Consider the following 23,009-nt stretch of genomic DNA (forward strand, 5'->3'; position numbering starts at 1 on the left):
CCGCGAGACCCACCGCCTCGCACCCCCATCGCCGCCGGTGCCCGTCCGGCGGCGCCGACGAGAGGATGACGCATGGTCGACGACGAACGAGACGGCCGCACGCCGCAGCCGAAGGGCTGGTCCTGGCGCGATCGCGCCCGCGGCTCCGTGATCTCCGCAACGGTGCTCGACCCCGGGACCGAGCCGCTCGACGGAATCGAGGCCTTCCAGACCGCGTACGTGCCGGACCGGCTGCTGATCAGCCTCGCGCCGGGCGACGGCGACCTCGAGACCGGGGACGGCCCGTACAGCAGGGTGCGGGAGGCGGCGCGCGCCTTCGGCTGGGGCGTCGTCCCGGAGCGCCTCGACGGCACCGAGCTCGGCCACGGGGAGAGTCCCGAAGAGCGCGTGCCGGGTGCGCCGCGCGTGCTGCGGGTGCGGCTGACCACGCCGCAAGAAGGAGCCGGGGGGATCTCCCCCGCCCTTCCCGACGCCTGGCGCGTGCTGCAGCAGGTGCGCCGTGACGCGTTCGCGGGTGCCAGCAGCGACCGAGCCGGCGGGAACGCGGCGGCGGCCCTGCGAAAGGTGGGTGCCGACCGGGTCGGGCTCGATCACGTCCTCACCGTCGATCCGATCGGGGTCAACCCCTTCACGAAGTCGAACCCGTTCACGAAGTCCAATCCCTTCACCAAGTCGAACCCGTTCACGAAGTCCAATCCCTTCACGAAGTCGAATCCGGTGGGCGAGTACGACGACTGCGGCTCGGGCGGGCGGCAGCCGGTCGCCTGGGTGGGCGCGGCGCCGATCCGGTCGAAGCTGCCGCGCGGTCGCCGGCGCGCGGTCGTCGCGGTGCTCGACACCGGGGCGGGCGCGCACAGCTGGCTTCCCGACGACATCGTCGATCGTCGCGTGACGCTCGACGGACGCGTCATCGGCCTTGACGACGAGGCCAACCCCGAGATCTACCCCGACCTCTACGGTCCGCTCGACGGCGAACTCGACCCGGTGGCCGGCCACGGCACCTTCATCGCCGGGATCGTGCGCCAGGCCGCTCCGGACGCCGACATCCTCGCGGTGCGGGTGGCCGACGCCCTCGGCATGGTGGAGGAGTCGAACCTCCTCGCCGTCCTGGAAGACCTCGCCGTCCTCGTCTACCGCCACCGGCACGGCAAGAAGGGTGGCCGGCCGATCGACGTCGTCAATCTGTCGCTCGGCTACTACCACGAGACGCCCCAGGACGGTCTCTATACGCGCGACCTCTACGACCTCCTCTCCCTGCTGCGCTCGATGGGGACGGCGGTCGTGGCTTCGGCCGGAAACGACGCGATCGACCGGCCGACCTTTCCGGCCTCGCTGTGGCCCTGGCCCGGTGCCGACAACGGGATCCTTCCCGACGCGGGTGCGCCCCATGTCTCCGTCGGAGCGCTCAACCCCGATCGCCGGACGACGGCGCTCTTCTCCAACGTGGGGCCGTGGGTGCGCATCTACGCCCCGGGAGCCGCCATCGTCAGCACGCTCCCCGACTTCTACGGCGGCATCCAGGCATCCGCCCGCGACGACGTCTACGGGCGCGAGCGCCTCACGATCGGCCCCGAGGACTTCCGCGGGGGGTTCGCTGTGTGGAGCGGCACGTCGTTCGCGGCGCCGCTGATCGCCGGCCGGATCGCACACGTTCTCGGCGCCCCTTCTGCGGCGGGCGACCGGCCGGAGGGGGCGGTGAACGCCGTGCGCGCGGCCTGCGAGGCGGCCCTGTCCGAGGAGTGAGCGTGCTCTCCCTCCGCCTGTGCGCGCGCGTGCCGCCGCCGCACAGGGCATGCTGGGGGGTATGGCAGCGGCCGCGGATGACCTGTACGAGCAGGGTCTCTCACTGACGAACCAGCGTCGCTACGCCGAGGCGAAGGAGACGCTGGCCGCCGCTGCGGAGATCGCCGAGGGCGTTGATCTGCGCGCCCGGATCGCGGGGACGCTCTCCTACGTGCTCGTTCAGACCGGCGACCCGGTCGAGGGAGAGCGGCTGTGCCGTGAGACCATCGACGACCCGGCGCTCTCACCGCACACGAGGGGGGTGCTGGCCGGGCAGCTCGGGACGCTCCTCATGAACCAGGGCCGTCTCGACGAGGCGCTCGAATGGCTCCAGCTCGCGATCGACACGATCCCTGACGACGCGATCGCGGTGGCGAATCTCCGCGTGAACCGCAGCCTCATCCACATGCAGCGGCGTGATCTGGCCGCCAGCGCCGCCGACCTGGAAGCAACGCTGGATGTGTTCGCCTCGCAGGGCACACCGGTCGAACTGGCCGAAGCACGACACAACCTCGGCTACGTTGCGCTGCTGGAGGGCGACCTCGTCCGGGCGATGCGCGAGATGGCGGCGGCGCGGCCGATCCTCGCGGGGGAGTCTGCGGCCAACGCGGCCATCAGCGACTCCGACCGCGCCGAGGTCCTGCGCGACGCGGGTCTGGTGACCGAAGCGGAGCGGCTCCTGGCCGCGGCGGCGGAGGCGTTCGGTGCCGATGGGATGCCGCAGGCCCGCGGCGAGGCGGAGCATCACCTCGCCAAGTCGCTCCTGCGTCACGATCCGGCGCGTGCCGAGCAGGTGGCCGCCGTCGCCGCCGCACGGTTCGCGGAACTGGGCGCGGCGTCGTGGGCGCTCCGGGCCGACGGAATCCGCCTGCGCGCGCGGCTGGCCGCAGGCGACATGGATCGATCCGGTCGCCTCGTCGAGCTCTCACCCCCGGGCGACGACGGGGAGATCGATCGGGTGTCCCGCGGATTGTCGCGGGCGAAGCTGCACAACGAGGCCGACGCCCTCCGGCTGACGCGCGAGCTCTGGCGAGCGCGCCACGACCGGCCTCCGGGGCGTCTTCCGCGGCTGGCGTCGTCGGCGTCGCTGGAGGTTCGTTTGCTGGCGCACGAGGTGCGGGCCACGCGCGCGCTCCGCGCGGCAGTTCCGGCGCGGCGCCGTGCGGCGTTGCGGCTCGCCGCCGAGGGCCTGGAGGAGCTCACCGCGTGGCGGTCGTCGTACGGCAGCCTGGACCTGCAGGCCTCCTTGGCGATGCACGGGCAGAACCTCCTCCTCATCGGGATCGACGCGGCGTTGCAGACGGCGGATCCCGCACTGGTCTTCGAATGGTCGGAGCGCGCGCGTCAGCTCAGTCAGCAGGTGGTGCCGCTGCGTCCGCCCCCCGATGCGGACCTGGCCGCCGACCTCGCCGAGCTCCGTATGCTCCGCGCCGACCTTCCCGGGGCCGACTGGCTGTCCGACCCGCGGGCGGTCGAGCTCGGCGACCGGGTACGGCAGAAGCAGTGGATGAGCACGGGAGCCGCCGACGTCGAGTCACGGATGGACCTCGACGAGCTCCGCGCCCGCCTCGACGACGACACCGCGGTGCTCTCCTACGTGTACAGCAGTGGCGGACTGTTCTGCGTCGTCGCGACCGCGACGACCGCCGTGCTCGTCGAGCTCACGGCATGGGAGTCGGCCCGTGCCGCGCTCCCGGGGCTCCGCGCCGACCTCGACATGACGGCCTCGGTGCGCACCGGCCCCATGGCCGATGTCATCCGCCGCTCCCTCGACGGCCGACTGCGCGAATTGTCGCGCGCCCTCGTGGAGGAGCCCCTCCGGCGCACCACGGCGCGGCGGCTGGTCATCTCCTCGCCCGGTGTCCTCGCCGGGGTGCCGTGGAGCATGTTCCCTGCGCTGCGAGGCCGCGCATTCACGCTCCCCGGTTCGGTGTCGCGCTGGGCGCGCGCCGTCAGCACCCCGGTGCAGACCGCGGCGTTCGTTGCGGGGCCGCGTGTCGCGCGCGGCATCGAGGAGGTCACGGCGGCCGCCGGCTCGTGGACATCGCCCCGCGTCCGCACCGGGACGGAGGCGACCGTGGCGGCGGCGACCGCGCTCGCCGCCGACGTCGACGTGCTGCACATCGCCGCGCACGGTCGCCACGCGGCCGACAACCCGCTCTTCTCCGGTCTCGAGCTCGGCGACGGCGTGCTGTTCGGATACGACATCGACCGCGTCGCGCGCGTCCCGCGCGTCGTGGTGCTGTCGGCGTGCGAGGTGGGTCGATCGTCGGTGCGGTGGGGCGAGGAAGCGGTGGGGATGACGCGCGCCTGGCTGCACGCCGGCGCCGACTGCGTGATCGCGGCGCCCGTGGTCGTCGCCGACGACGACGCCTGCGACCTGCTCGCCGCGCTGCACACTCATCTCGCGGGCGGCGCGCGCCCCGCCGAAGCGTTGGCCGCGGCGCAGCGGGAGACGGGCATCGTCGCACCCTTCCAGTGCCACGGCGCGGGCTTCTGATCACCCGTGGCGCTGGCCGAGGGGCTTCTGCCGGTCCGTGTCACGAGAGTCCGTCAGAAAAAGCCTGCGTCGGATGTATCACCGCAGCCCCGACGCCCTCCTCATCCATGAACGACAACGTGACGCCCTGCATGGGGATGCAGTCGTCATCCCCGTGGGGATCAGAGCTCCGTCGTTCATGAAGACCGGGACACCTGGGGGACACCGGATCTTCGGGCCGGCGGGGTCGGGGGGCACCGCCGGCCCCTCGGGGAGTCCGTGGGGGACGGATCTCCCTTCAGGCGGGTGGCTCGCCGGGCCGGGGGAGGGCCCGGCGGGGCCACGCGTTCGAGGTCAGCCGCGCGAGGAGTTGGCCGTGCGCCCTCGGACGATCCCGACGAACACGTCGACGAGCGCCGAGGGCGCCTCGCTCGGCCACGCCAGGGCCACCGTCGAGACAGGTCCTTCCCGGAGCGGCCGATACTCCACGTCCTTACGGTGGTGGAGGCGCGCCAGCGACATCGGCACGATCGTGACGCCGACGCCCGTCGCGACCGTCGCGATGGCCTCTTCGGTGGTCTCCGGCGGTGCGAAGACCGCGGGGACGGCACCGGACACCTCGACCTCGATCACCGCGTCGACAGGACGGATGATGACTTCGCCGGTGAGGTCGGCGACCGTGAGCTCGTCGGCGGCAGTCAGGTGGGAATCGGCCGCGCACACGACGACGGGCACTTCGTCGTACAGGGCGATCACATGGAGATCGTCGCGGCGGAGCGGCAGCCGCACGAGGGCGGCATCGAGCTCGGCCGACGACAGCCGCTCGCGCTGATCGGCGACGGCGAGGGGGACGAGCTCCAGCTCGACTCCCGGCATGCGGGAGCGCCAGGCGTCGATCCACTTGCCCGGCGTCGTGCCGGGGACAGCCCCCAGGCGGAACGGGCCGGGAGGCAGCGGCGGGGCGGACTCGACGGGCGTCGGGACGCGACGCGTGTTGCGTCCGGCCGCACGCTCAGCGCCCTGCGGGCGGTGTTGTGGGGTTCCCGTCGCGCGACGCGGGCGACCGCCCCGTCTCGCCGATCCGCCCCCGCCCGCCATGCAGCCAGCGTAGTCGCGCTATCTTCGGTGCATGATCCCTCTCATCGCGACGGTCGCCGCGGCGCTGGCCGCCCTGCTCCACGTCTACATCTTCGTCATGGAGAGCATCCAGTGGACGCAGCCGAAAGTGTGGCAGCGCTTCGGGGTGGCCGATCAGGCCGCCGCCGATGTGACGAAGCCGATGGCGTACAACCAGGGTTTCTACAACCTGTTCCTCGCGATCGGGGTCGTGATCGGTCTCGTGCTGTTCTGGACCGGGGGCGCCGACAGCGCCGCCGAGGTCGCCGGACGCACCCTGACGCTGTTCTCGCTCGGATCGATGCTGGGGGCGGCCCTCGTACTGACCACGTCGGGTGCGAAGTACCTGCGCCCGGCCCTCATCCAGGGCACGCTGCCCCTGATCGGCTTCGTCCTCTTCTTCCTCGCCTGACACGAGGACGGCGGGATTCGTCTCGTCGCGGTCAGCAGACTCCCCACTGCCCGCGTTTCTCGGCTTCGGCGACCGCCGCGGCGCGTGAGAGCAGCGCGAAGTGGGTGTCGTTGCGCCCGACGCGGATCGCGACCGCATCGCCCGCGGAGACGAGCGCGTGGTTTACGAACACGTCGTCGTCGGTCCAGAGATACAGCAGCGCGCGATCGTAGCGGTCGCGGAGGTCTCGGTCGGCCGCCGCCCACACCGTGCTCCCCTCGGGCAGAAGTGCGCGCAATCGGTCGTGTGCCTCGTCGGCGCCGCATTCGGCGGTCGGGGCACCTTCGGGGGCGTCGATGCCGATCAGGCGCACACGGACGGCGACGCCGCGCGGGAAGGGGGTGTCGCGAGAGATCGGCTCGGCACGAAGAGTGTCACCGTCGTAGACGTACTCGACCCTGAGCGGGAAGGCGTCGGGCGGTCGGCCCGGCAGGGAGACGGACGCGGGTGAGGTGGCCGCGCGCTCGGGCCCCTCGTGCGCGGGGGGTTGCGCGATGAGCGGACCTGAGGCCCACCACGCGACGCCCGCCACGACGGCGACGACCGCGACCCCGGTGAGCAGGGAACCCATGCTCACGGTGCGCGGTCGTCGTCTCACGTCCCGAGGCTAACCGAGCCGGTCGGCCCTGAGGCTTTCCGAGGCGTCCGGCTCCCGCTCCGGCCGCCGGATGATGGTCAGGCCGCCAAGTGCAGCCCGCGGCGATCGGTCGCGACCGCCTCGCCATCGCCGATCGACTGATCGTCGCCGATGAGGGATCCTCCGGCCACGCGCGCGCCCGCTCCGACGAAGGCCCGCACCCCGATCCTGGCGCGCGGTCCGATGGCCGCGCCGGGACCGATGTGCGCGTGCGGCGCGATCTCCACTTCGGGGCCGATGACGGCGTCCGGTTCGATCCACACGCCTCGCCCGATGTGCGCACCCGCAGCGACCTGCGCCCCGGGCTCCACATACGCGCCGGCCTCGACCAGCGCCGTCGGGTGCACCTTGGCCCCGTTCGCGATCAGGCCACGGCCATTGGCGTGCTTGCGGTAACGCAGCGTCTCGCCCCGGTCGTTCTCGATGTCGACGTAGTTCTTGCCCACTTGACCTCCTGACACAGACGACAACGCGGCGGCGCCCTGTTTCATTCCCGCGCAAGCATCCTCGGCGACACCGTCTCGCTCCGCTGTCGGGGAGGGGCGACGAGGGGAGGTGCGCTTCCCGGGACGGGAGCGAAGACGACCGCGCGCTGGACGGCGAAGCTGACGGCGAAGAGTGCGATATCGGTGACCGGCTTCGCGATCGCCAGGGACATGCCGAGGTCGAGGAGGGCGGTCAGCGAACCATAGCTGGCGATCAGGAGGAGGGCAGCCAGGGAGAAGTACCGGGCGGCGGCCGTGCGCAGCGGCAGCGAGCGGACGGTTCCGAAGACGAAGGACCGGTTGACGGCGAAGTTCACCCCGGCGCTGACCACCCGAGCCAGGACGACCGACAGCAACAGCCACCCGGTGAGGGCTTGCACCAGCAGCAGGAGCCCCATGTCGAGCACGAAAGCCGCCATCGCCGACAGGACGAAGCGCAGGAACGGTGCGTAGATGCGCGCGGCATCGGCGACGGGCCGGAAATGGCTGGAGGCGTTGCCCTGCAGGTATACGGTCGCGATGGGCACCTCGATCAGGTCCCACCCGGCGCCGCGTGCCCGCAGGAGCATCGAGAACTCGTACTCGAAACGATCGCCCGGCACTGAGGCGAGCCACGGTAGTGCGGCCGCCGGATAGCCACGGAGGCCCGTCTGCGTGTCGCGCAGATCCTGGCCGCTGGCCGCTCGGAAGACGACCCGAGTGATCCCGTTCCCCCAGCGGCTGCGCGCGGGAACGGGTCCCTCGAACGTGCGCACGCCGAGGACCAGGCCCCGCCCCGCCTCTCGGAGGCGTCGGGCCACGGCGGCCACATCGTCGGGACGGTGTTGGCCGTCGGCATCGGCGGTGACGATGTCGGCGGTGGGCCAGCGTCCGGCGATCTCCCGGAACCCCGTCTTCAGGGCCGCCCCCTTTCCTCTATTGCGGGGATGGGTGAGAACCCATGCGCCGCGTGTACGGGCGCGGTCGAACACGTCGGTGAAGGCGCGTCCGGATCCGTCGTCCACCACGACCACGGCTGCCGGGGCATCCCCGGCCGGGACGGCCCGGGACATCGCGTCGATCACGTCGAGCAGACGGTCGTCCGGTTCGTAGGCGGGGATGAGGAGGACGTACATGAGGTGGTCACTTCGCGATGTAGAGGATGTCGCTGGTCGCGCGCTCTCCGCCGTTGGAGGGGCGGTTGACGACCTCGCCGTTGAACCACATCTCGCTGGACCCGCCGCCGTCGAGGTTGTACGCCGTCGAGACGCCGAGCGAGACCATGATGTCGGCCAGCTCGGTCATCGTCACTCCGCGGCTGTAGCCCGCGTCACGGCCGTCGACGACGACGAACACGATGTGGTTCGCATCGATGATGCCGATGGCCGTCCGCGGCTGCTCTCCCTGGATCGAGTGATTGCCGAAGTTCGTGTCGATCTCCACGTCATCGATGCCTGCGACGACCGCTCCGTCCTCGACGATCGCCGGACCGAAGCTCAGGGTGTTCCACGCCCCGTCGTCGAGGAGCGCCTGCGCCGTGGTCTGCGTCTCGTCGTACACGGCCGCCGTGCCGTCGCGATAGATCACCAGACCCTCGCGGGCTCCGTCGTCGCGGTAGACGACACCGTTGCGGATGACGATGCCGCTGTCGCGGAAGCCGTAGTAGTCGCCGTTGACGGCGAAGACGGCGTTGTTGGCCTCGGCGGTCTCCGAGACCAGAGCGGTGATGTTCTCGCCGAACTGGTTGTTCGCGAACGCGCTGCGCAGCACCGTGGCATCACTCAAGGTCACCTCGGCGATGTAGGCGGTCACCGTGTCGTCCCCGGTGCCGGTCGTGCGCGTCGTGATGGTCACCGACGTCGACCCCGAGGTGTACGAGTCCTCGGTGAGGCTGGCCTCGGCCGACGCGGAGGCCACCGGCGTCGAGTCCTCGCCGTGTGCCGCTTCGTAGGCTGCGACGTCGGCGACCGACACGTGGGGGATCACGAACCGGTTCAGCGCCCAGGTCGCTCCCCCGGCGGTGACCAGGGCCACCGACACCGTGGCGGCGAGGATGCCCTGCTTCACGCGTCTTCTCATGGCGGACAGTCTGCGTGCCGAGCACATGCGCGAGGTGTGTCGCGCATGAGGATCGGCTATGGCGTGGCGCGGCAGAATGGGGTGGTGACCGCCCACCCCACCGCTCCCGCAGAGGGTGAGGATTCCACGACGGGACCCTCGCTCGTGTTCGATGCGAAGGCCACCGAGCACGGCGTCGTCGAGGACGTGCTCGGGCTCCTCACCGGGACGTTCATCACCTCCCTCGGTCTCCACCTCCTGCACGCGGCGGGTTCGGTGACCGGCGGCACCGCGGGCCTGTCCCTCCTTCTCGGCTACGCCACCCCGTGGCCCTTCTGGCTCCTGTTCGCCGTCATCAACCTCCCCTTCGCCGTGTTGGCCGTCTGGAAGCGGGGGTGGGACTTCACCCTCCGCACCATCGCCTCCATCGGCCTCGTCTCGGGATTCGCGCTCGTCCATCAGCACTTCCTTCCGCTGGGGGCGATCGAGCCGATCTACGGCACACTGGCGGGCAATCTCCTCGCCGGCGTGGGGGTGCTGATCCTCTTCCGTCATCGATCCAGCGTCGGCGGAGTCCACATCATCGCGCTGCTCCTGCAAGACCGCACCGGCATCCGGGCGGGGTGGACGCTCATGGCGTTCGACGTCGTCGTGATCCTCTCGGCTCTCCTCGTGGTGTCGTGGCAGAGCGTCGTGCTGAGTGCGGGGGGAGCGGTGGTGCTGAACCTGGTCCTCGCGCTGAACCATCGCCCGGGACGCTACCTCGGGCACTGAGTCCCTGCGTCAGATCTGACAGCGCGGGCACCAGAAGACGATGCGCTCCGCCGTCGGATCCGCCCCCAGCTCCGTACCGAGGATGAGCGTCCCGCAGCGCCGGCACGGCTTCCCCTCCCGCCGATACACCCAGGTCTGTCGGCCGGGACGAGTGTCGCCCGTGAAGGTGCGACCGAGCCGGTCACGGTTGGCGCGGATCATGCGGGCGCCCGTCTCCATGAGGGCCAGGGTGTCGACCTCCGATGCGGGGGTGGTCGGAAGGACGCCACGAACGAACAGCAGCTCGTTCGCGTACTCGTTCCCGAATCCCGCGACGTGGCGCTGATCGAGCACGGCCACGTGGATGGCTCGGTCGTCGGAGGCGAGGTTGCGTGCCGCCTCGGCTGCGTTCCACTCGGGGCTGAGGGGATCGGGGCCGAGATGCCCGACCACGCGATCCTCGTCGGCGGTGGGGAGCACCTCGACCATGGCGAGGTCGAATCCGACGGCGTCCACGGCGGCGGTCCCGACGATCGCCCGTGCCCGGAAGGCGGGGGCACGCCACCGTTCGCCCGCGCGGTAGAGGTCCCAGTGCCCCTCCATCTTCAGATGCGAGTGCAGGGTGGCCTCGCCGATCCGCAGGAGCAGGTGCTTTCCCCGGGGAACGACCTCGTGGATGCGCTCCCCGGTCAGGTCGGCCGTGGCGCTTCCCGGCACGCGGACATCGAACCGCGTGGCGATCCGTCCGGCGAGGGCGTCGTGCAGACGCCGCGCCGTACGGAAGACGGTGTCACCCTCGGGCACGGCTTGCCCTCCTCGGCACCCCGCGGATCATCGTGCCCTGCGCAAGGTGACGCCGCGGGCCGACTCCACGAACCCGGCGTCGCGGAGCGCGCGGCCGACGGAAGTGCCGTAGACGAACACGCCGTTCACCTTCTCGATCGTGAGGGTGTCGAGCCGTCGGATCCGCGCCGTCTCGACGAGGCTGCGCGACGCCGCATCCAGCACCGGCTCCTCATCGGTGAACGCAAGCGCCGATCGGCCTCCGCGCTCCAGATACAGCACGAGACGGCCATCGACCAGCACGACCAGACCACCGGCCTTCCGACCCGGGCGGTGTCCGCCGTCCTGTGCGGGCCAGGGCAGCGCGGCTCCGTAGGCGTTGGCCGGGTCGGTGGCGGCCAGGGTGACCGCTTCCAGGGCGGGTGTGTCCTCGTCGGATGCGCCGCCGAAGGTACGCAGGCGATCGACCGTCGCCGAGGTGGCGAACTGCGCTGCGCCCAGTTTTTCGATGAAGTAGCCGCGTCGGCAGTGCCCGGCTTCTTCGAATCCGGCGAGGGTGCGGTAGGCCTGCGCGAAACCTCCCGGGAGCTCCTCGGCCTGAACGGAACCACGCGTGACGACGCCGTACCGCTCCAGCAGCAGACTCGCGGCCGCTGCCGCCCGCAGCGCCCCGTCGGTCTCGGCCGCGGGGAGGAGCGACCAGCGTCCGCCCACGAGGGGCGGGCGGTGAGGTGCGCTGGTCGGGCGGGCGATGGGGGTGCCCCGGAACATCCGGGCGCGCGGGGTCCTCCGCACGGCCCGATGGGCCTGCGAGCCTCCCGCCAAGAGCATCCGCACGGGCGAGAACGTGTCATTGGTCACGCGGGCGCTCCAGGCGAGGTTCCACAGAGCCTCGACGACCGACTGCTCGTTCTCGGCGCCGACCAGGGCGACCAGTTGCGACGCGAAGTAGGCACCGCCTCCCGCGAGCACCTCCCGCACGCGCTCCTCCAGGGCAGACTCGGGCGTCCGGTCGTCCGTGCGGAGTGTGAAGGCGGCCGTGTCGGCAGGATGGAGGGCGATCCACCCGTCGCGCCCCGGAAGTGAGCCGTGCCCGGACCAGAGCACCTCTCCGGTGGCGGTGAGCTCGTCGAGCATCGCCGGGGCGTAATCGCTGACCCGCGCGGGCAGGATGAGCGATTCCCAGGCGCTGGCCGGAAGCGGCACACCCGCCAACTGCTCGATCACGGCGAGGACGCCGTCGATCCCGTCCAGCCCTCGCCCGGCGCTCGCGGACCCGACGTGCTGCCAGGCGGGGAGGAAGCGTGCGAACGCCGTGGGCTCCACCGGTTCGACCGCGCCGCGGAGGGCCGCGAGCGACCGCATGCGCAGGCGGCGCAGCACTTCGGCATCGCACCACTCCAGATCGTTGTCGGCAGCGGGATCAGCGGCCCGTTCGGGGAGGAAGTAGCCGCTGGATATCCGGCCCTGCGATTCCAGGCGCTGGAGAGCCTGTCGGGCGACGGCACCGCCGATGCCGAGCCGCCGCGCCACCTCGGAGGTGCGGAAGGGGGCGTGGGTGCGGGCGAAGCGGGCGACGAGGTCGGCGAGGGGGTCCGTGACCGGTTCCAGGAAGGCCGTCGGGATGCCCACGGGAAGCGCCGCGCCGAGGGCATCGCGCAGTCGTCCGGCGTCTTCGATCGCAGCCACCTGTGGCACTCCCGCGACCGTCACGCGGATCGCGCGCCTCGCCGAGACGAGGGCGTCGAGGTGGGCCGTCGCCTGGTCCGTCGAGGCCGCCGCGGTGCTCTCCTCGTCCGCCGCGGCGCCGTCGGGGGTGAGTCGCTCGGCCACTTCCACGGCGTCGAGGGGGCCGAGCAGTCGCAGCAGATCCGCGACACCCTCCAGACCATGCACGCGCCGGGCGGGATCGAGCCGCTGCACCTCGCGTTCGAACTGCGCGATGATCCCCGGATCGAGCAGCTCGCGCATCTCGACCTTGCCGAGCAGTTCGCCCAGGAGCGCCGGGTCGACCGAGAGCGCGGCGGCGCGCCGCTCCGCGAGCGGCGAGTCGCCCTCGTACATGAACGCGCCGACGTAACCGAACAGCAGGTCGCGTGCGTAGGGAGAGGGCTGCGACGTGGTGGTCTCGATCAGCCGGATGCGGCGGTCGCCGATCGCCCGGGCGATCCGGAGCAGAGCCGGCACGTCGTAGACGTCCTGAAGGACTTCGCGGAGCGTCTCGAGGATGATCGGGAAGGTGGGGTGCTTGCGGGCGACCTCGAGCAGCTGCGCCGACTTCTGCCGCTGCTGCCACAACGGGGAGCGCTTCTGCGGGTTCAGTCGCGGAAGGAGCAGGGCGCGGGCCGCGCACTCCCGGAATCGGGAGGCGAACAGCGCCGACCCGCCCACCTCATCGGTGACGATCTGCTCCAGCTCGTCGGGGTCGAAGACGAACAGCTCGGCATCCGGAGGCTCCGACTCGGCGTCGGGCACACGGGCGATGATCCCGTCGTCGCTCGCGACGGCCGATCCCTCCACGCCCAGTCGCTCGCGGATGCGCGCGTTCACGGCGAGCGCCCACGGCGCATGCACGTGCATGCCGTAGGGGGAATGCAGGATGATGCGCCAGTCGCCCACCTCGTCACGAGAGCGCTCGACCGTGAGCGTCTTGTCGGTGGGAAGCGTGCCGGTCGCTTCGCGTTGCTCGCCCAGGTACGACAAGAGGTTGCCGATGGCGTTGTCGTCGAGTCCGGATTCGCGCAGGCGGGCGGTCGCCTTCTCGGGCGGTGCGCTCGAGATCTCCCGTGAGAAGGCGCCGAGGGCCTCGCCCAGCTCGGCCGGCCGGCCCAGGCCGTCGCCGTGCCAGAACGGGAGCTTGCCGGGCTGTCCGAACGCCGGGAGCACATTGACGCGGTCGTGGGTGATCTCCACGATCCGCCAGCTCGTCGTTCCGAGCGTGAAGACGTCGCCGACGCGTGACTCGTAGACCATCTCCTCATCGAGCTCGCCGACGCGCGCATTGCGCGTCTCGCCGGCGACGAACACCCCGAACAGCCCGCGGTCGGGGATCGTGCCGCCGCTGGTCACCGCGATGCGCTGCGACCCGGGGCGGCCCGTCAGCACGCCGTGGTCGCGATCCCACACCAGGCGCGGGCGGAGTTCGGCGAACTCGTCGGAGGGAAATCGGCCCGCGAGGAGATCGAGCGTCGCCTCGTAGGCCGAGCGCGGCAGCGAGCGAAACGGAGCCGAGCGCTTGACGGTGTCGAACCACCCCTCGACATCGACCGGTCCCGTCGCGCATGCGGCCACCGTCTGCTGCGCGAGGATGTCGAGTGGATTCTGAGGAACGGCAATCGCCTCGATCTTCCCCGCCAGCATGCGCTCGGTCACCACGGCGGTGTGAAGGACGTCGCCGCGGTGCTTGGGGAACAGCGCGGCGCGGCTGACCTCGCCCACCTGGTGCCCCGCGCGGCCGACGCGTTGCAGGCCCGAGGCCGCGGAAGGCGGCGCCTCGACCTGGATGACGAGGTCGACGGCGCCCATATCGATCCCGAGCTCGAGACTGCTCGTCGCGACGACGCACCGCAGTGCCCCCGACTTCAGCTCGTCTTCGACCTGCGCTCGCTGCTCCTTGGACACGGAGCCGTGATGGGCCTTGGCCAGCACCGGGTCGACGCCGGCAGAGGATCCCGCCTGCGCCATCATCGCGGCGGGGACGGCGGCGTCGGGGAGCTCGATCCCGAGCCGCTCGGCGTAGATCTCATTCAGCCGGCCGGTGAGGCGCTCGGCCAGCCGACGAGAGTTCGCGAAGACGATCGTGGAGCGATGGGCCAGGATGCGGTCGACGATGGCTTCCTCGACGTGGGGCCACACCGACCCCGTCATCTCTGCCGACCCGGCTCCGCCAGCGGGGGAGGCCCCCGGTGCTGCGTCGTACCACGCGGGCCCCGGGGCGCTCGTCTCGGCGTCGGCGGCGTCGCCCCCGGGACCGGCATCGGACGGATTCGCCGGCTCGCTCCCCGGCGGCGGAGGAGGATTGCGCATGTCGTCCATCGGCACGATGACCGACAGGTCGAACGACTTGCTTGCTCGGGGAGCCACGATCTCCACGGGCTGAGAGCCGCCGAGGAATCGTGCGACCTCGTCGATCGGCCGCACCGTCGCCGAGAGGCCGATGCGCTGGACCGGAACGGCGTCGGGATCGCTGTCGCGCCGCAGAGCATCGAGGCGTTCCAGGCTCACGGCCAGATGCGCACCCCGTTTGGTCGCCGCGACCGCGTGCACTTCGTCGACGATCACGGTGTGCACGCCGCGGAGGGTCTGCCCCGCCTGCGAGGTCAGCATGAGGTACAGCGATTCCGGAGTCGTGATGAGGATGTCAGGCGGGTCGGAGACGAGCTTTCGCCGGTCGGCGGATGCCGTGTCTCCGGAGCGCACGCCGACCGTGATCTCGGGGACCGCGATCCCCAGGCGCCGCGCCGACTGCCCGATTCCGACGAGCGGTGACCGGAGGTTCCTCTCGACGTCGACGCCGAGGGCCTTCAGGGGCGAGATGTAGAGCACGCGGGTGCGCGGCGGGTGGGGGTCCTTCTTCCCCGCCCGCTCGGGCGACGGCACGACCACTTGCTTGTCATGGAAGATCCGGTCGATCGACCACAGGAACGCCGACAGTGTCTTTCCGGAGCCCGTGGGGGCGACCACGAGCGCGTGTGCTCCGGCCGAGATGGTCTGCCATGCGCCGGCCTGGGCGTCGGTCGGCCGGTGGAAGGCGCCACGAAACCAGTCCTGCGTCGCAGGACCGAACCGTTCGAGCACGTCGGCCATCAGTACATCTTCACCCCGTGCACCGACATCGGCACCAGGGCTTGCTCAGGCCGGGTCAGTGGAGCAGAACGACGCGCGCCGCGCCTGCGTCGCCGTCGATCACGGTCTGCAAGACGACTCCGCCGGCGACGACGGCATCCACGTCGATCAGCCACACCGGGTCGATGGCGGGAAGTCGATACGCGCTGAGGGTCGGCTCGACCGTCACGTTGCCCGGCGTCGCGATGACGATCTGGTCACCCGACATGTGGACGCTGGCCCCGCTATCGATCTCCATCGCGCCGATCTGCTCGTCTTGGTCGAACACGGTTGCCAGCGCCACGGCGGAGCCCTCCTCCCCGGAGTCCACGGCGAGGAGGAAGTGCCCCGCGACGTCGAGGTGGTCGGCGCTGACATCGGCGAGGGTCCGGGTGGTGGTCCCGGAGTGCGGATCGACCCGCTCGATGGCTCCGTCGGGTGTGAGCAACCACAACGCGTCGGCGGTCGCGGCGATATCGAGCACGTCGCGCGACCAGCAGGTGTCGCCCGTCCTCGTGTCCAGACCGGACACCGTGTAGGGTCCTACCGCGTCGTACCGCAGGGGGGCCTCCAGGGTCACCCCGCCGGCGACGAACGCGGTGCCGGCGGTCTCCCAGCCCAGTGGCCGACCGCTGTCGACATCGAGCGCGTGGCCTCCCGCGAAGGCGATGTCGTTCAGCACCGAGAGGGGTACTCCGCCCTCGAGCTCGCCCACGCCGTAGGCCGCGGCATCGAAGCTCCATTGCGGCTGCAAAGTCGTCGCGTCGACGCGCGTGAGGGCGCCCCGGTCCGCAACGTAGAACGCGTCGGCGTCACGCGGAGCGATGTCGGCGCTCGCAGCGACCGATGCGCTTGTCGAGACGGGGTAGACCTCTCCGGACGCCTCCTCCTGAGATGCCAGTTTTCCGGTGTCCAGATCCCAGGCCTGCATCAGCGGGGCTTCCTCGTCGCGAGAAACGAGGACGACGATGCGCCCCTCCACGCCGGTCCTGGCCGGAGTGGACAGGACGGTGGCGCGACCGTCGAGCTCGACGTTCCACTGCACACGACCGGCGCGGTCGACCAGGGCCAGAGAGCTGCGCGCGAGCGTGCCGTTGGTGGAGATCACCCCGAACGTCTCGTCATCGCCGGCGAACACCTCGGGCCACAGGCCGCCCTCGACGTCGATCCACGGCACCTCCTGAACGACGGTGCTCTCCAGGTTCCCGTCTGTGGGAAGCGAGAGGGAGCTGGGGTCGCGCCAGGTCACCTCAGGTGCCGTCACGACGCACGCCGCAGGCGACGGAGACTCGGCGCTGGCCTCTGGCGAGGCGGCCGTCGGACTGATCGAGGTCGGCGCCGTGGCGGGTTCTCCCGACCGGGTGAGCAAAGGAACTGCCAGCGCTGCGGCGCCTCCGAGGGCGACGACCGCGCCGACGGCCGCCCACGGAACCCAGCGACGCCGGATCCCGCCTCGACCTGTGCGCTCGTCACGCAGTCGTTCTCCGGAACCAGTGGCGTCGTTGCTCATGTGCCCTCCTCTGGTGATCCTAGGGTGCCCTCGAAGGCGCCCTCCCGTGAAAATCGCTCACCGCCTCTCCATGAGCTCTCCGTCTCGCAGTTCGAGCACGAGATCCGGACCGACCCGGTGCAGGAAGCCGTCGTCGTGGCTGACGACGACCACGGCGCCGCGGTAGACCGCGAGGGCGTCGACGAGCTGGTCGACCGTGTCCAGATCGAGGTTATTCGTCGGCTCGTCGAGCACGAGCAGCTGCGGAGGCGGGTCGGCGAACAGGAGGCGAGCCAGAGCGGCCCGGAACCGTTCGCCACCCGACAACGCGGATACCGGGCGGAGGACGGCATCGCCACGCAGGAGGAACCGAGCCAGACGGTTGCGCAGCTCCACGTCGCCCATCCCGGGAGTGCGGAGGTTCTCCAGCACGGATCGGGTGTCGTCGAGGCCGTCGACGCGCTGGGAGAGGTAGCCGATCCGGTCGGTGTGAGCCAGGGCGCGCAGGCCCCCGAGTCGGGGATCCCGGTCCCTGTCTCGGTCCGTGTGCGCGACCAGTCTCTCCAGGAGGGTCGTCTTGCCGGCCCCATTGGGGCCGATGAGAGCGACGCGCTCGGGGCCTTGCACGACCCACTCCCGGTCGGCGTCGCCGAGCGTCGCGATGCGCCTGCCCGTCGCGACGCCGGGGTCGGGGAGATCGATGTGGACCGATTCGTCGTCGCGGACGCGGCGTTCGGCCGCATCGAGAGTCGCCCGGGCCGCCGCCACCTTCTCGGCCGCCTCGGTGCGCAGCTTTCCCGCTGTCACTTGCGCGGAGCGCTTGCGGGCCCCCGCAAGGATCCCGGGTACGCGCTTCTCGACCTCGGCCTTGCGTCCGACCGCCTGCCGGTGGGAGATCTTCGTCTCCGTCTGGAGGCGGTCGCGCTTCTCGCGGCGGACCGCCTGACGCGCCGCCGTCTCGGCCTGGCGTGCCGCGGCCTGTTCGGCCTCGAGGGCCTCTCGCCATGCGGAGTACCCGCCGCCGAACACCGACAGTCCGCCGTGGTAGAGCTCGGCGGTGTCGTCCATGAGATCCAGCAGCCGAGTGTCGTGACTGACGACGATGAGCGTTCCGCGCCACGAGCGGACCAGGTCGTACACCCGCGCACGGGCGTCGCGGTCGAGGTTGTTCGTCGGTTCATCCAGCAGCACGATGGGCGCGCCGCGCAGGCGCACGCCGACGAGCGCCGCCAGCATCGCCTCGCCTCCGGAGAGGGTTCCCACGCGGCGGTCGAGCGCGCCGGCAGGCAGCCCTGCCTCGGCGAGCGCGGCCTCGGCGCGGGCTTCGACGTCCCAGTCGTCGCCGACGGCATCGAAGTGTGCGGGGTCGACGTCGCCGTCGGTGATCGCCCGCACGGCGCGCACGGCCTCGCCGACGCCGAGCAGGTCTGCGACCGGGCGGTCGACGTCCAGCGTCAGGTGCTGCGGCAGCCGGTCCACGGCCCCCGCGACGAGGATCTGGCCGGCTGACGGCGCACGCTCTCCCGCGATGAGGGAGAGGAGCGTCGACTTCCCGGCGCCGTTGCGGCCGACCAGGCCCGTGCGTCCGGTGTCGAAGGCGCCGCTGACGCCGTCGAGGGCGACGGTGCCGTCGGGCCAGGTGAAGGAGATGCGGTCGAGGGTGACCGCGGTGGAGTTCGCAGGCATGAGTGCCTCCCAGGTGTCGGTGGCCCCGATCGCGGATCGGGGGTGCGCAGACGCCGCGGACACCGGTGCGCGCTCGACGGCCGAGGCCGGAGGAGGCGGGAGGGAGTCGACGTCAGCGCGGGAATGGTGCGCAGACGTCGCATCGAGTCCGGTCCGGGATGGGAGAACGGAGGGCGACGGCTAGCGCGGGATCACAGCGCGGCGTCGAAACCCTTCAACGGTCTTCCTCACACTCGGGACGGGGAACTCCACGACTATACCCGACAGGCCGCCGCCTCACGGGTCCCGGCGCTTGTCGAGGAAGACGCGGACGTCGTCGAGCTCCTGCTGAGACACACTGTGCGCCAGACCTTCGTAGACGCGTCCGCTGAGGTCGACGTGCGCGGGAAGCCACTGCACCGTATGGGCGACGCGGTCGGCGGGAATGACCTCGTCGTGCGAGCCGCGCCCCCAGAAGACCGGCGGCCGTCGCTCCGCCAGCTCGGCGTCACCGGGGAGGGCCGCCGCATCGACGTAGCCGGCGAGGACCACCGCGAAGGCGAACCTCTGCGGGCGCAGACGCAGTGCCTGCAGTGCCACGACGGCTCCCTGTGAGAAGCCGAGCAACCCGACCGTGGGCGCATCGACCGCACCGTCGAGCCACTCCAAGAACGCCTCGGCGGCGGCGGTCGTGCCCTCCGGATCCCGGCCGCGCAGTCCCTCGATCGGGAACCAGGACCACCCTGGCGTCGGGAACGGAGGCGCGAGCGGCGCGCGGACGGCGGCGACGACGTACTCCGACGGCAGGTGCGGGACGAGGGCGAAGAGGTCGTGCTCTTCCGAGCCGTAGCCGTGCAGCAGCACGAGGACGGGGCGGCCCTCGCGCTCCGACGGCGGGACGCTCCACAGCACCGCGTCGGCATCCAGCCGGGGGATCGGACTCATGCGACCATTCTCTCCGACCGCACCGACGCGGACGAGGTATACATGGAGTCATGGCCGTCCGCACTCCCGACCCCGACCCGAGCGACCGCGACGACGAGACCCCGCGCGACCCGCTGCGCGGCTTCGGTCGCGACGGCCAGGGGGGCTCCTTCGGCTCGCCCGCGCCCGGCTCCGCGGCCAATCCCGGCTGGTTGAGTGACATCGAGCTCGCCGAGGCCCGGCGGCGGCTTCCCATCCTCTACGTCGAGGCGGTCCCGGTGCGCACCGACGGCACCGGGGCGGTGACCGAGGTCGGGATTCTGCTCCGCGCGACGCCGCTCGGCGAGATCACCCGCACGATCGTCTCCGGACGGGTGCGCTATGGCGAGACGGTGCGTGATGCCCTCTTCCGTCATCTCGAGAACGACCTCGGCCCGATGGCGTTCCCGCTGCTCCCGCCGCAGCCGGTGCCGTTCACCGTGGCGGAGTACTTCCCGCTCCCCGGGATCAGCGCCTATCACGACGACCGCCAGCACGCCGTGTCGCTCGCGTTCGTCGTGCCGGTCACCGGCACGTGTGAGCCGCGGCAGGATGCGCTCGAGGTCACCTGGATGTCGCCGCAGGAAGCGGCCTCCGACAACCTCGCCGCCGAGATGGAGGGCGGCCGGGGCACGCTCGTCCGGCACGCCCTCGCGTCGGTCGGGGCGTTGCGCTGACCATGCCGCGCAGCGCCCTCCTCGTCGACTTCGCGCTCGCCCTCCCGGTCGCCCTGGCCGTCTCGTTCCTCATCGCGTGGGCGCTGCGGGCTCTCTTCGGGCGCCGCCTCTCGCTGCCGCTGTCGGTCATGACGATCGTCTCGGTGCTGGGACTCAGTGCCGGTCTGTTCGTCTCCGGTTGGCTGTTCGCGGGGCTTCGCATCTGGATGCCGATGACGCTTCTCATCGCCGCGGGATGCAGCCTGGGTCTGTCGCTCCTCGTGGCCGGCGCCGCCGTCCTCCTTCGGCGCGACGGCTCCGGGATCGACATCCGCGCGCTCCTCCACGCCGGCGAGTCCGAACGGGTGGAGTTCAAGGAGACGGCCCGCTGGAACGTGCGGGAGGACAAGAAGGACGCCCGAATGGAGGCCGTGGTCGCCAAGACGGTGGCGGCGTTCCTCAACAGCCGCGGCGGCACGCTGGTCATCGGCGCCGACGATGAGGGGCGGGCAGTCGGCCTCGATCGCGACTTCGCGACGCTGCGCACTCCCGACGCCGATCGATTCGAGCTCTGGTTGCGCGACCTCCTCACTACGACGCTCGGGAAGAACGCGGCAGCCCTGCCGCGGATCCGCTTCGCCGACGTCGACGGGGCGACGGTGTGCGCCGTGCGGTGTCCGCGCGCACCCGAGCCGGTGTTCCTGACGCAGGGCGGGAATGCCGAGCTGTGGGTGCGGGTCGGCAACTCCACGCGCGCCTTCGGCGTCGACGAGGCCCTCGCCTACGTGGCGCAGCACTGGCGGCCGACGCTGGCCACGTTCCTGCTGGGTCGCCGCTGACGCGGTCCCGCAATCCGCGCGGCTCGGGGGCCCCTCTAGGCTCGAACGCATGGAGCCACTGGAGCCGTTCGTCTTCCCCACCGACCTCGAGGGCTGGCTGACCGCCGCGGAAGGGAACGCCGATGCGGCGATCGCCCTGGTCCGCGAGTTCGACGCTCGCCTGGCCACCGCGGCGACCGCGGAAGCCGCGCTCGGCCTCTGGAACAACGCCGACCTCGCCCTGACGGGGGCGATGAACGAGGCGTATCTCCTCAGCGAAGCCCACCCCGACGCCGCCGTGCGCGCGGCGGCCGAGGCGGCGGTACAGAAGCTCGACGCCGTCGCCTCCGCTCGCGTGCGCGATTCCTCCCTCTTCGACGCGCTCCGTGCCCACGAGGGAGCCGACCTCGACGACGAGTCGGCGCGCTTTCTCGCCCACGTGCTGCGGGACTTCCGGCGGGGCGGAGTCGACCTTCCGGCGGAGGAACGCGAGCGCGTGCGCGAACTCGCCGATCGCGACACGGAGCTCAGCCTCGCCTTCTCGCGGAACATCCGCGAGGGTCGGCGTGAGATCCGCGTGCCGGCGGAAGACCTCGTCGGCCTCCCGCAGGACTTCCTCGATGCCCGCCCCGCCGACGGCGAGGGCTTCGTGACGCTGACGACCGACTACATCGATCTGATGCCGGTGAGGGAGTACGCACGGGTGCGTGACACCCGCGTGGCGCTCGTGTCGGCCTACAACGATCTCGCGTGGCCGGAGAACGACGAGATCCTCTCCGAACTGCTCGCCGTGCGGGCTGAGCGCGCGCAGCTCCTGGGGTACGCGACCTGGGCGGACTACGAGACCGAGCCCCGCATGATCGGTTCCGCCGCCGCCGTGCGAACCTTCCTCGACTGTCTCGACGAGGCCTCGGCCGCCGCGGCGGACGCCGAGTACCCGCTTCTCCTCGATCGCCTGCGCCGCGATGATCCCGACGCGGACGAGGTCACCGTCGCCGACCTGTTCTATCTCCTGAGCCAGCTGCGGCAGGAGCGTCACGACGTGGATGCGCAGCTCGTCCGGTCGTACTTCTCCTTTTCGCGAGTGCTTCCCGGAGTCCTGGAGACGGCCGCGCGGCTCTTGGATCTCCGCTTCGTGCCGGTCGAGATCCCTGCGTGGCACGAGGACGTCCGCACCTACGACGTGTTCCGAAACGACGACCGGCTCGGGCGCGTGCACCTCGATCTCCACCCGCGAGAGGGAAAGTACAGCCACGCCGCCTGCTTCGGCCTGGTACCCGGTGTGGCGGGACGGGTGCTTCCCGAGGCCGTGCTCCTGTGCAACTTCTCCCGCGGGCTCATGACGCACGACGAAGTGGTCACCTTCTTCCACGAGTTCGGGCACCTCGTGCACGACATCCTGGGTGGTCGGCAGCGCTTCGTGCGGTTCAGCGGCGTGGCAACCGAGTGGGACTTCGTGGAAGCGCCCAGCCAGCTGCTGGAGGAATGGGCGTGGGACCCTTCGGTCCTGGCGACCTTCACCGCCGGTGCCGACGGGGAGCCGATTCCCGCCGCGCTCGTCGAACGGATGCAGGTGGCCGACGGGTTCGGTCGCGCGCTCGAGGTGCGGCGCCAGCTGGGGCACGCCGAGGTGTCGTATCGGCTGCACGTCGAGACGCCCGGCGACATCGCCGCCGCGACCGAACGCTGGTACCGCGAGACCTCGCCCGTGCAGCCGCTGCCGGGCGGTCACTCCTATGCCGGCTTCGGCCACCTCACGGGCTATGGGTCGTGCTACTACACGTATCAGTGGAGCCTCGTCATCGCGCGTGATCTCCGGGCGGCCTTCGGTGACGACCTCATGAATCCCGCGGTGGCCGAACGTTACCGCCGCGAGATCCTGGAGCCCGGGGGAAGCCGCGACGGGGCCGACCTCGTGCAGCGATTCTTGGGGCGGCCCTACACCTTCGACGCGTATCGGCAGTGGTTGAGCGGAAACTGAGCGACTTGCCCGAGCGGCCGGACAGCGCGGAGCGGTAACCTTCGGAGTGCCGGTACTGCCGATGCCGACTCGACCGCCTCTCGTCCCGTG

17 protein-coding genes and 1 pseudogene are annotated in these 23,009 nt (G+C 71.3%); 7 read left to right on the plus strand and 11 right to left on the minus strand.

Translation table 11 applies throughout. From position 1 onward, the window contains the following. Positions 1–72: 72 nt before the first annotated feature. Together QM591_RS11710 and QM591_RS11715 are read left to right on the plus strand one after the other, a co-directional pair. Positions 73–1,743 (plus strand): S8/S53 family peptidase, encoded by a 1,671-nt coding sequence (locus tag QM591_RS11710; RefSeq protein ID WP_415132577.1) that lies wholly within the window; start codon positions 73–75, stop codon positions 1,741–1,743. A gap of 61 nt (positions 1,744–1,804) precedes the next feature. Beyond that, a complete protein-coding gene (locus tag QM591_RS11715) occupies positions 1,805–4,282 on the plus strand; it encodes a CHAT domain-containing protein (RefSeq protein WP_415132578.1) in 2,478 nt (825 codons plus the stop codon). A gap of 333 nt (positions 4,283–4,615) precedes the next feature. Here the strand turns inward: QM591_RS11715 and QM591_RS11720 are convergent, their stop codons facing one another. Then, positions 4,616–5,359 carry a LysR family substrate-binding domain-containing protein gene (locus tag QM591_RS11720; RefSeq protein ID WP_415132579.1) on the minus strand — a complete coding sequence of 248 codons (744 nt, stop codon included), beginning with the start codon at positions 5,357–5,359 and terminating at the stop codon, positions 4,616–4,618. Between the two features lie 31 nt (positions 5,360–5,390). On the opposite strand from QM591_RS11720, the gene QM591_RS11725 reads away from it, so the two are divergent. Continuing rightward, on the plus strand, positions 5,391–5,789 hold the full coding sequence (locus QM591_RS11725; protein WP_197464314.1) for a DUF1304 domain-containing protein: 399 nt from the start codon (positions 5,391–5,393) through the stop codon (positions 5,787–5,789). A gap of 31 nt (positions 5,790–5,820) precedes the next feature. On the opposite strand, the gene QM591_RS11730 is transcribed toward QM591_RS11725, so the two are convergent. The 4 genes from QM591_RS11730 to QM591_RS11745 all read right to left on the minus strand — a co-directional run bounded on the left by QM591_RS11730 (position 5,821) and on the right by QM591_RS11745 (position 9,008). Next, on the minus strand, positions 5,821–6,426 hold the full coding sequence (locus QM591_RS11730; protein WP_415132580.1) for a thermonuclease family protein: 606 nt from the start codon (positions 6,424–6,426) through the stop codon (positions 5,821–5,823). A gap of 77 nt (positions 6,427–6,503) precedes the next feature. Beyond that, on the minus strand, positions 6,504–6,911 hold the full coding sequence (locus QM591_RS11735) for a transferase (RefSeq protein WP_067164153.1): 408 nt from the start codon (positions 6,909–6,911) through the stop codon (positions 6,504–6,506). Between the two features lie 41 nt (positions 6,912–6,952). Further along, a complete protein-coding gene (locus tag QM591_RS11740) occupies positions 6,953–8,065 on the minus strand; it encodes a glycosyltransferase (protein ID WP_415132581.1) in 1,113 nt (370 codons plus the stop codon). A gap of 7 nt (positions 8,066–8,072) precedes the next feature. Beyond that, positions 8,073–9,008, minus strand: a complete 936-nt coding sequence (locus QM591_RS11745) for a phosphodiester glycosidase family protein (protein ID WP_415132582.1) — start codon at positions 9,006–9,008, stop codon at positions 8,073–8,075. A gap of 45 nt (positions 9,009–9,053) precedes the next feature. Between QM591_RS11745 and QM591_RS11750 the strand changes: the two genes are divergently transcribed. Next, positions 9,054–9,761: a YitT family protein gene (locus tag QM591_RS11750; protein WP_415132583.1), complete on the plus strand. Its 708-nt coding sequence runs from the start codon at positions 9,054–9,056 to the stop codon at positions 9,759–9,761. 9 nt (positions 9,762–9,770) lie between these two features. Here the strand turns inward: QM591_RS11750 and QM591_RS11755 are convergent, their stop codons facing one another. From QM591_RS11755 to QM591_RS11780, 6 genes and pseudogenes are all read right to left on the minus strand, one after another. Further along, the gene (locus QM591_RS11755) at positions 9,771–10,544 is read right to left on the minus strand and encodes a DNA-formamidopyrimidine glycosylase family protein (RefSeq protein ID WP_415132584.1); all 774 of its coding nucleotides are present in this window, start codon (positions 10,542–10,544) and stop codon (positions 9,771–9,773) included. A 27-nt stretch (positions 10,545–10,571) separates the two neighbouring features. Beyond that, complete coding sequence (locus QM591_RS11760) at positions 10,572–15,329, minus strand: DEAD/DEAH box helicase (protein ID WP_415132585.1); 4,758 nt, start codon at positions 15,327–15,329, stop codon at positions 10,572–10,574. Between the two features lie 55 nt (positions 15,330–15,384). Then, positions 15,385–16,857 carry a hypothetical protein gene (locus QM591_RS11765; protein ID WP_415132586.1) on the minus strand — a complete coding sequence of 491 codons (1,473 nt, stop codon included), beginning with the start codon at positions 16,855–16,857 and terminating at the stop codon, positions 15,385–15,387. A gap of 57 nt (positions 16,858–16,914) precedes the next feature. Continuing rightward, complete coding sequence (locus QM591_RS11770) at positions 16,915–18,072, minus strand: AAA family ATPase (protein WP_415132619.1); 1,158 nt, start codon at positions 18,070–18,072, stop codon at positions 16,915–16,917. Next, positions 18,064–18,417: pseudogene (locus QM591_RS11775) on the minus strand (ATP-binding cassette domain-containing protein); the annotation flags it as partial. The pseudogene QM591_RS11775 and the gene QM591_RS11770, both read right to left, overlap by 9 nt. 381 nt (positions 18,418–18,798) lie before the next feature. Continuing rightward, complete coding sequence (locus QM591_RS11780) at positions 18,799–19,446, minus strand: alpha/beta hydrolase (RefSeq protein ID WP_415132587.1); 648 nt, start codon at positions 19,444–19,446, stop codon at positions 18,799–18,801. A gap of 50 nt (positions 19,447–19,496) precedes the next feature. Here QM591_RS11780 and QM591_RS11785 point away from each other — a divergent pair, with 50 nt between their 5' ends. The 3 genes from QM591_RS11785 to QM591_RS11795 are packed head-to-tail and all read left to right on the plus strand — an operon-like array spanning position 19,497 to position 22,919. Beyond that, entirely contained in the window at positions 19,497–20,141 is a 645-nt protein-coding gene (locus tag QM591_RS11785) for an NUDIX hydrolase family protein (protein ID WP_415132588.1), read from the plus strand. 2 nt (positions 20,142–20,143) lie between these two features. Further along, positions 20,144–20,959 (plus strand): helix-turn-helix domain-containing protein, encoded by an 816-nt coding sequence (locus tag QM591_RS11790; RefSeq protein ID WP_415132589.1) that lies wholly within the window; start codon positions 20,144–20,146, stop codon positions 20,957–20,959. A gap of 49 nt (positions 20,960–21,008) precedes the next feature. Further along, complete coding sequence (locus QM591_RS11795; protein WP_415132590.1) at positions 21,009–22,919, plus strand: M3 family metallopeptidase; 1,911 nt, start codon at positions 21,009–21,011, stop codon at positions 22,917–22,919. Positions 22,920–23,009: the final 90 nt, after the last annotated feature.

This window comes from Microbacterium sp., assembly GCF_047607225.1.
GTDB lineage: Bacteria > Actinomycetota > Actinomycetes > Actinomycetales > Microbacteriaceae > Microbacterium.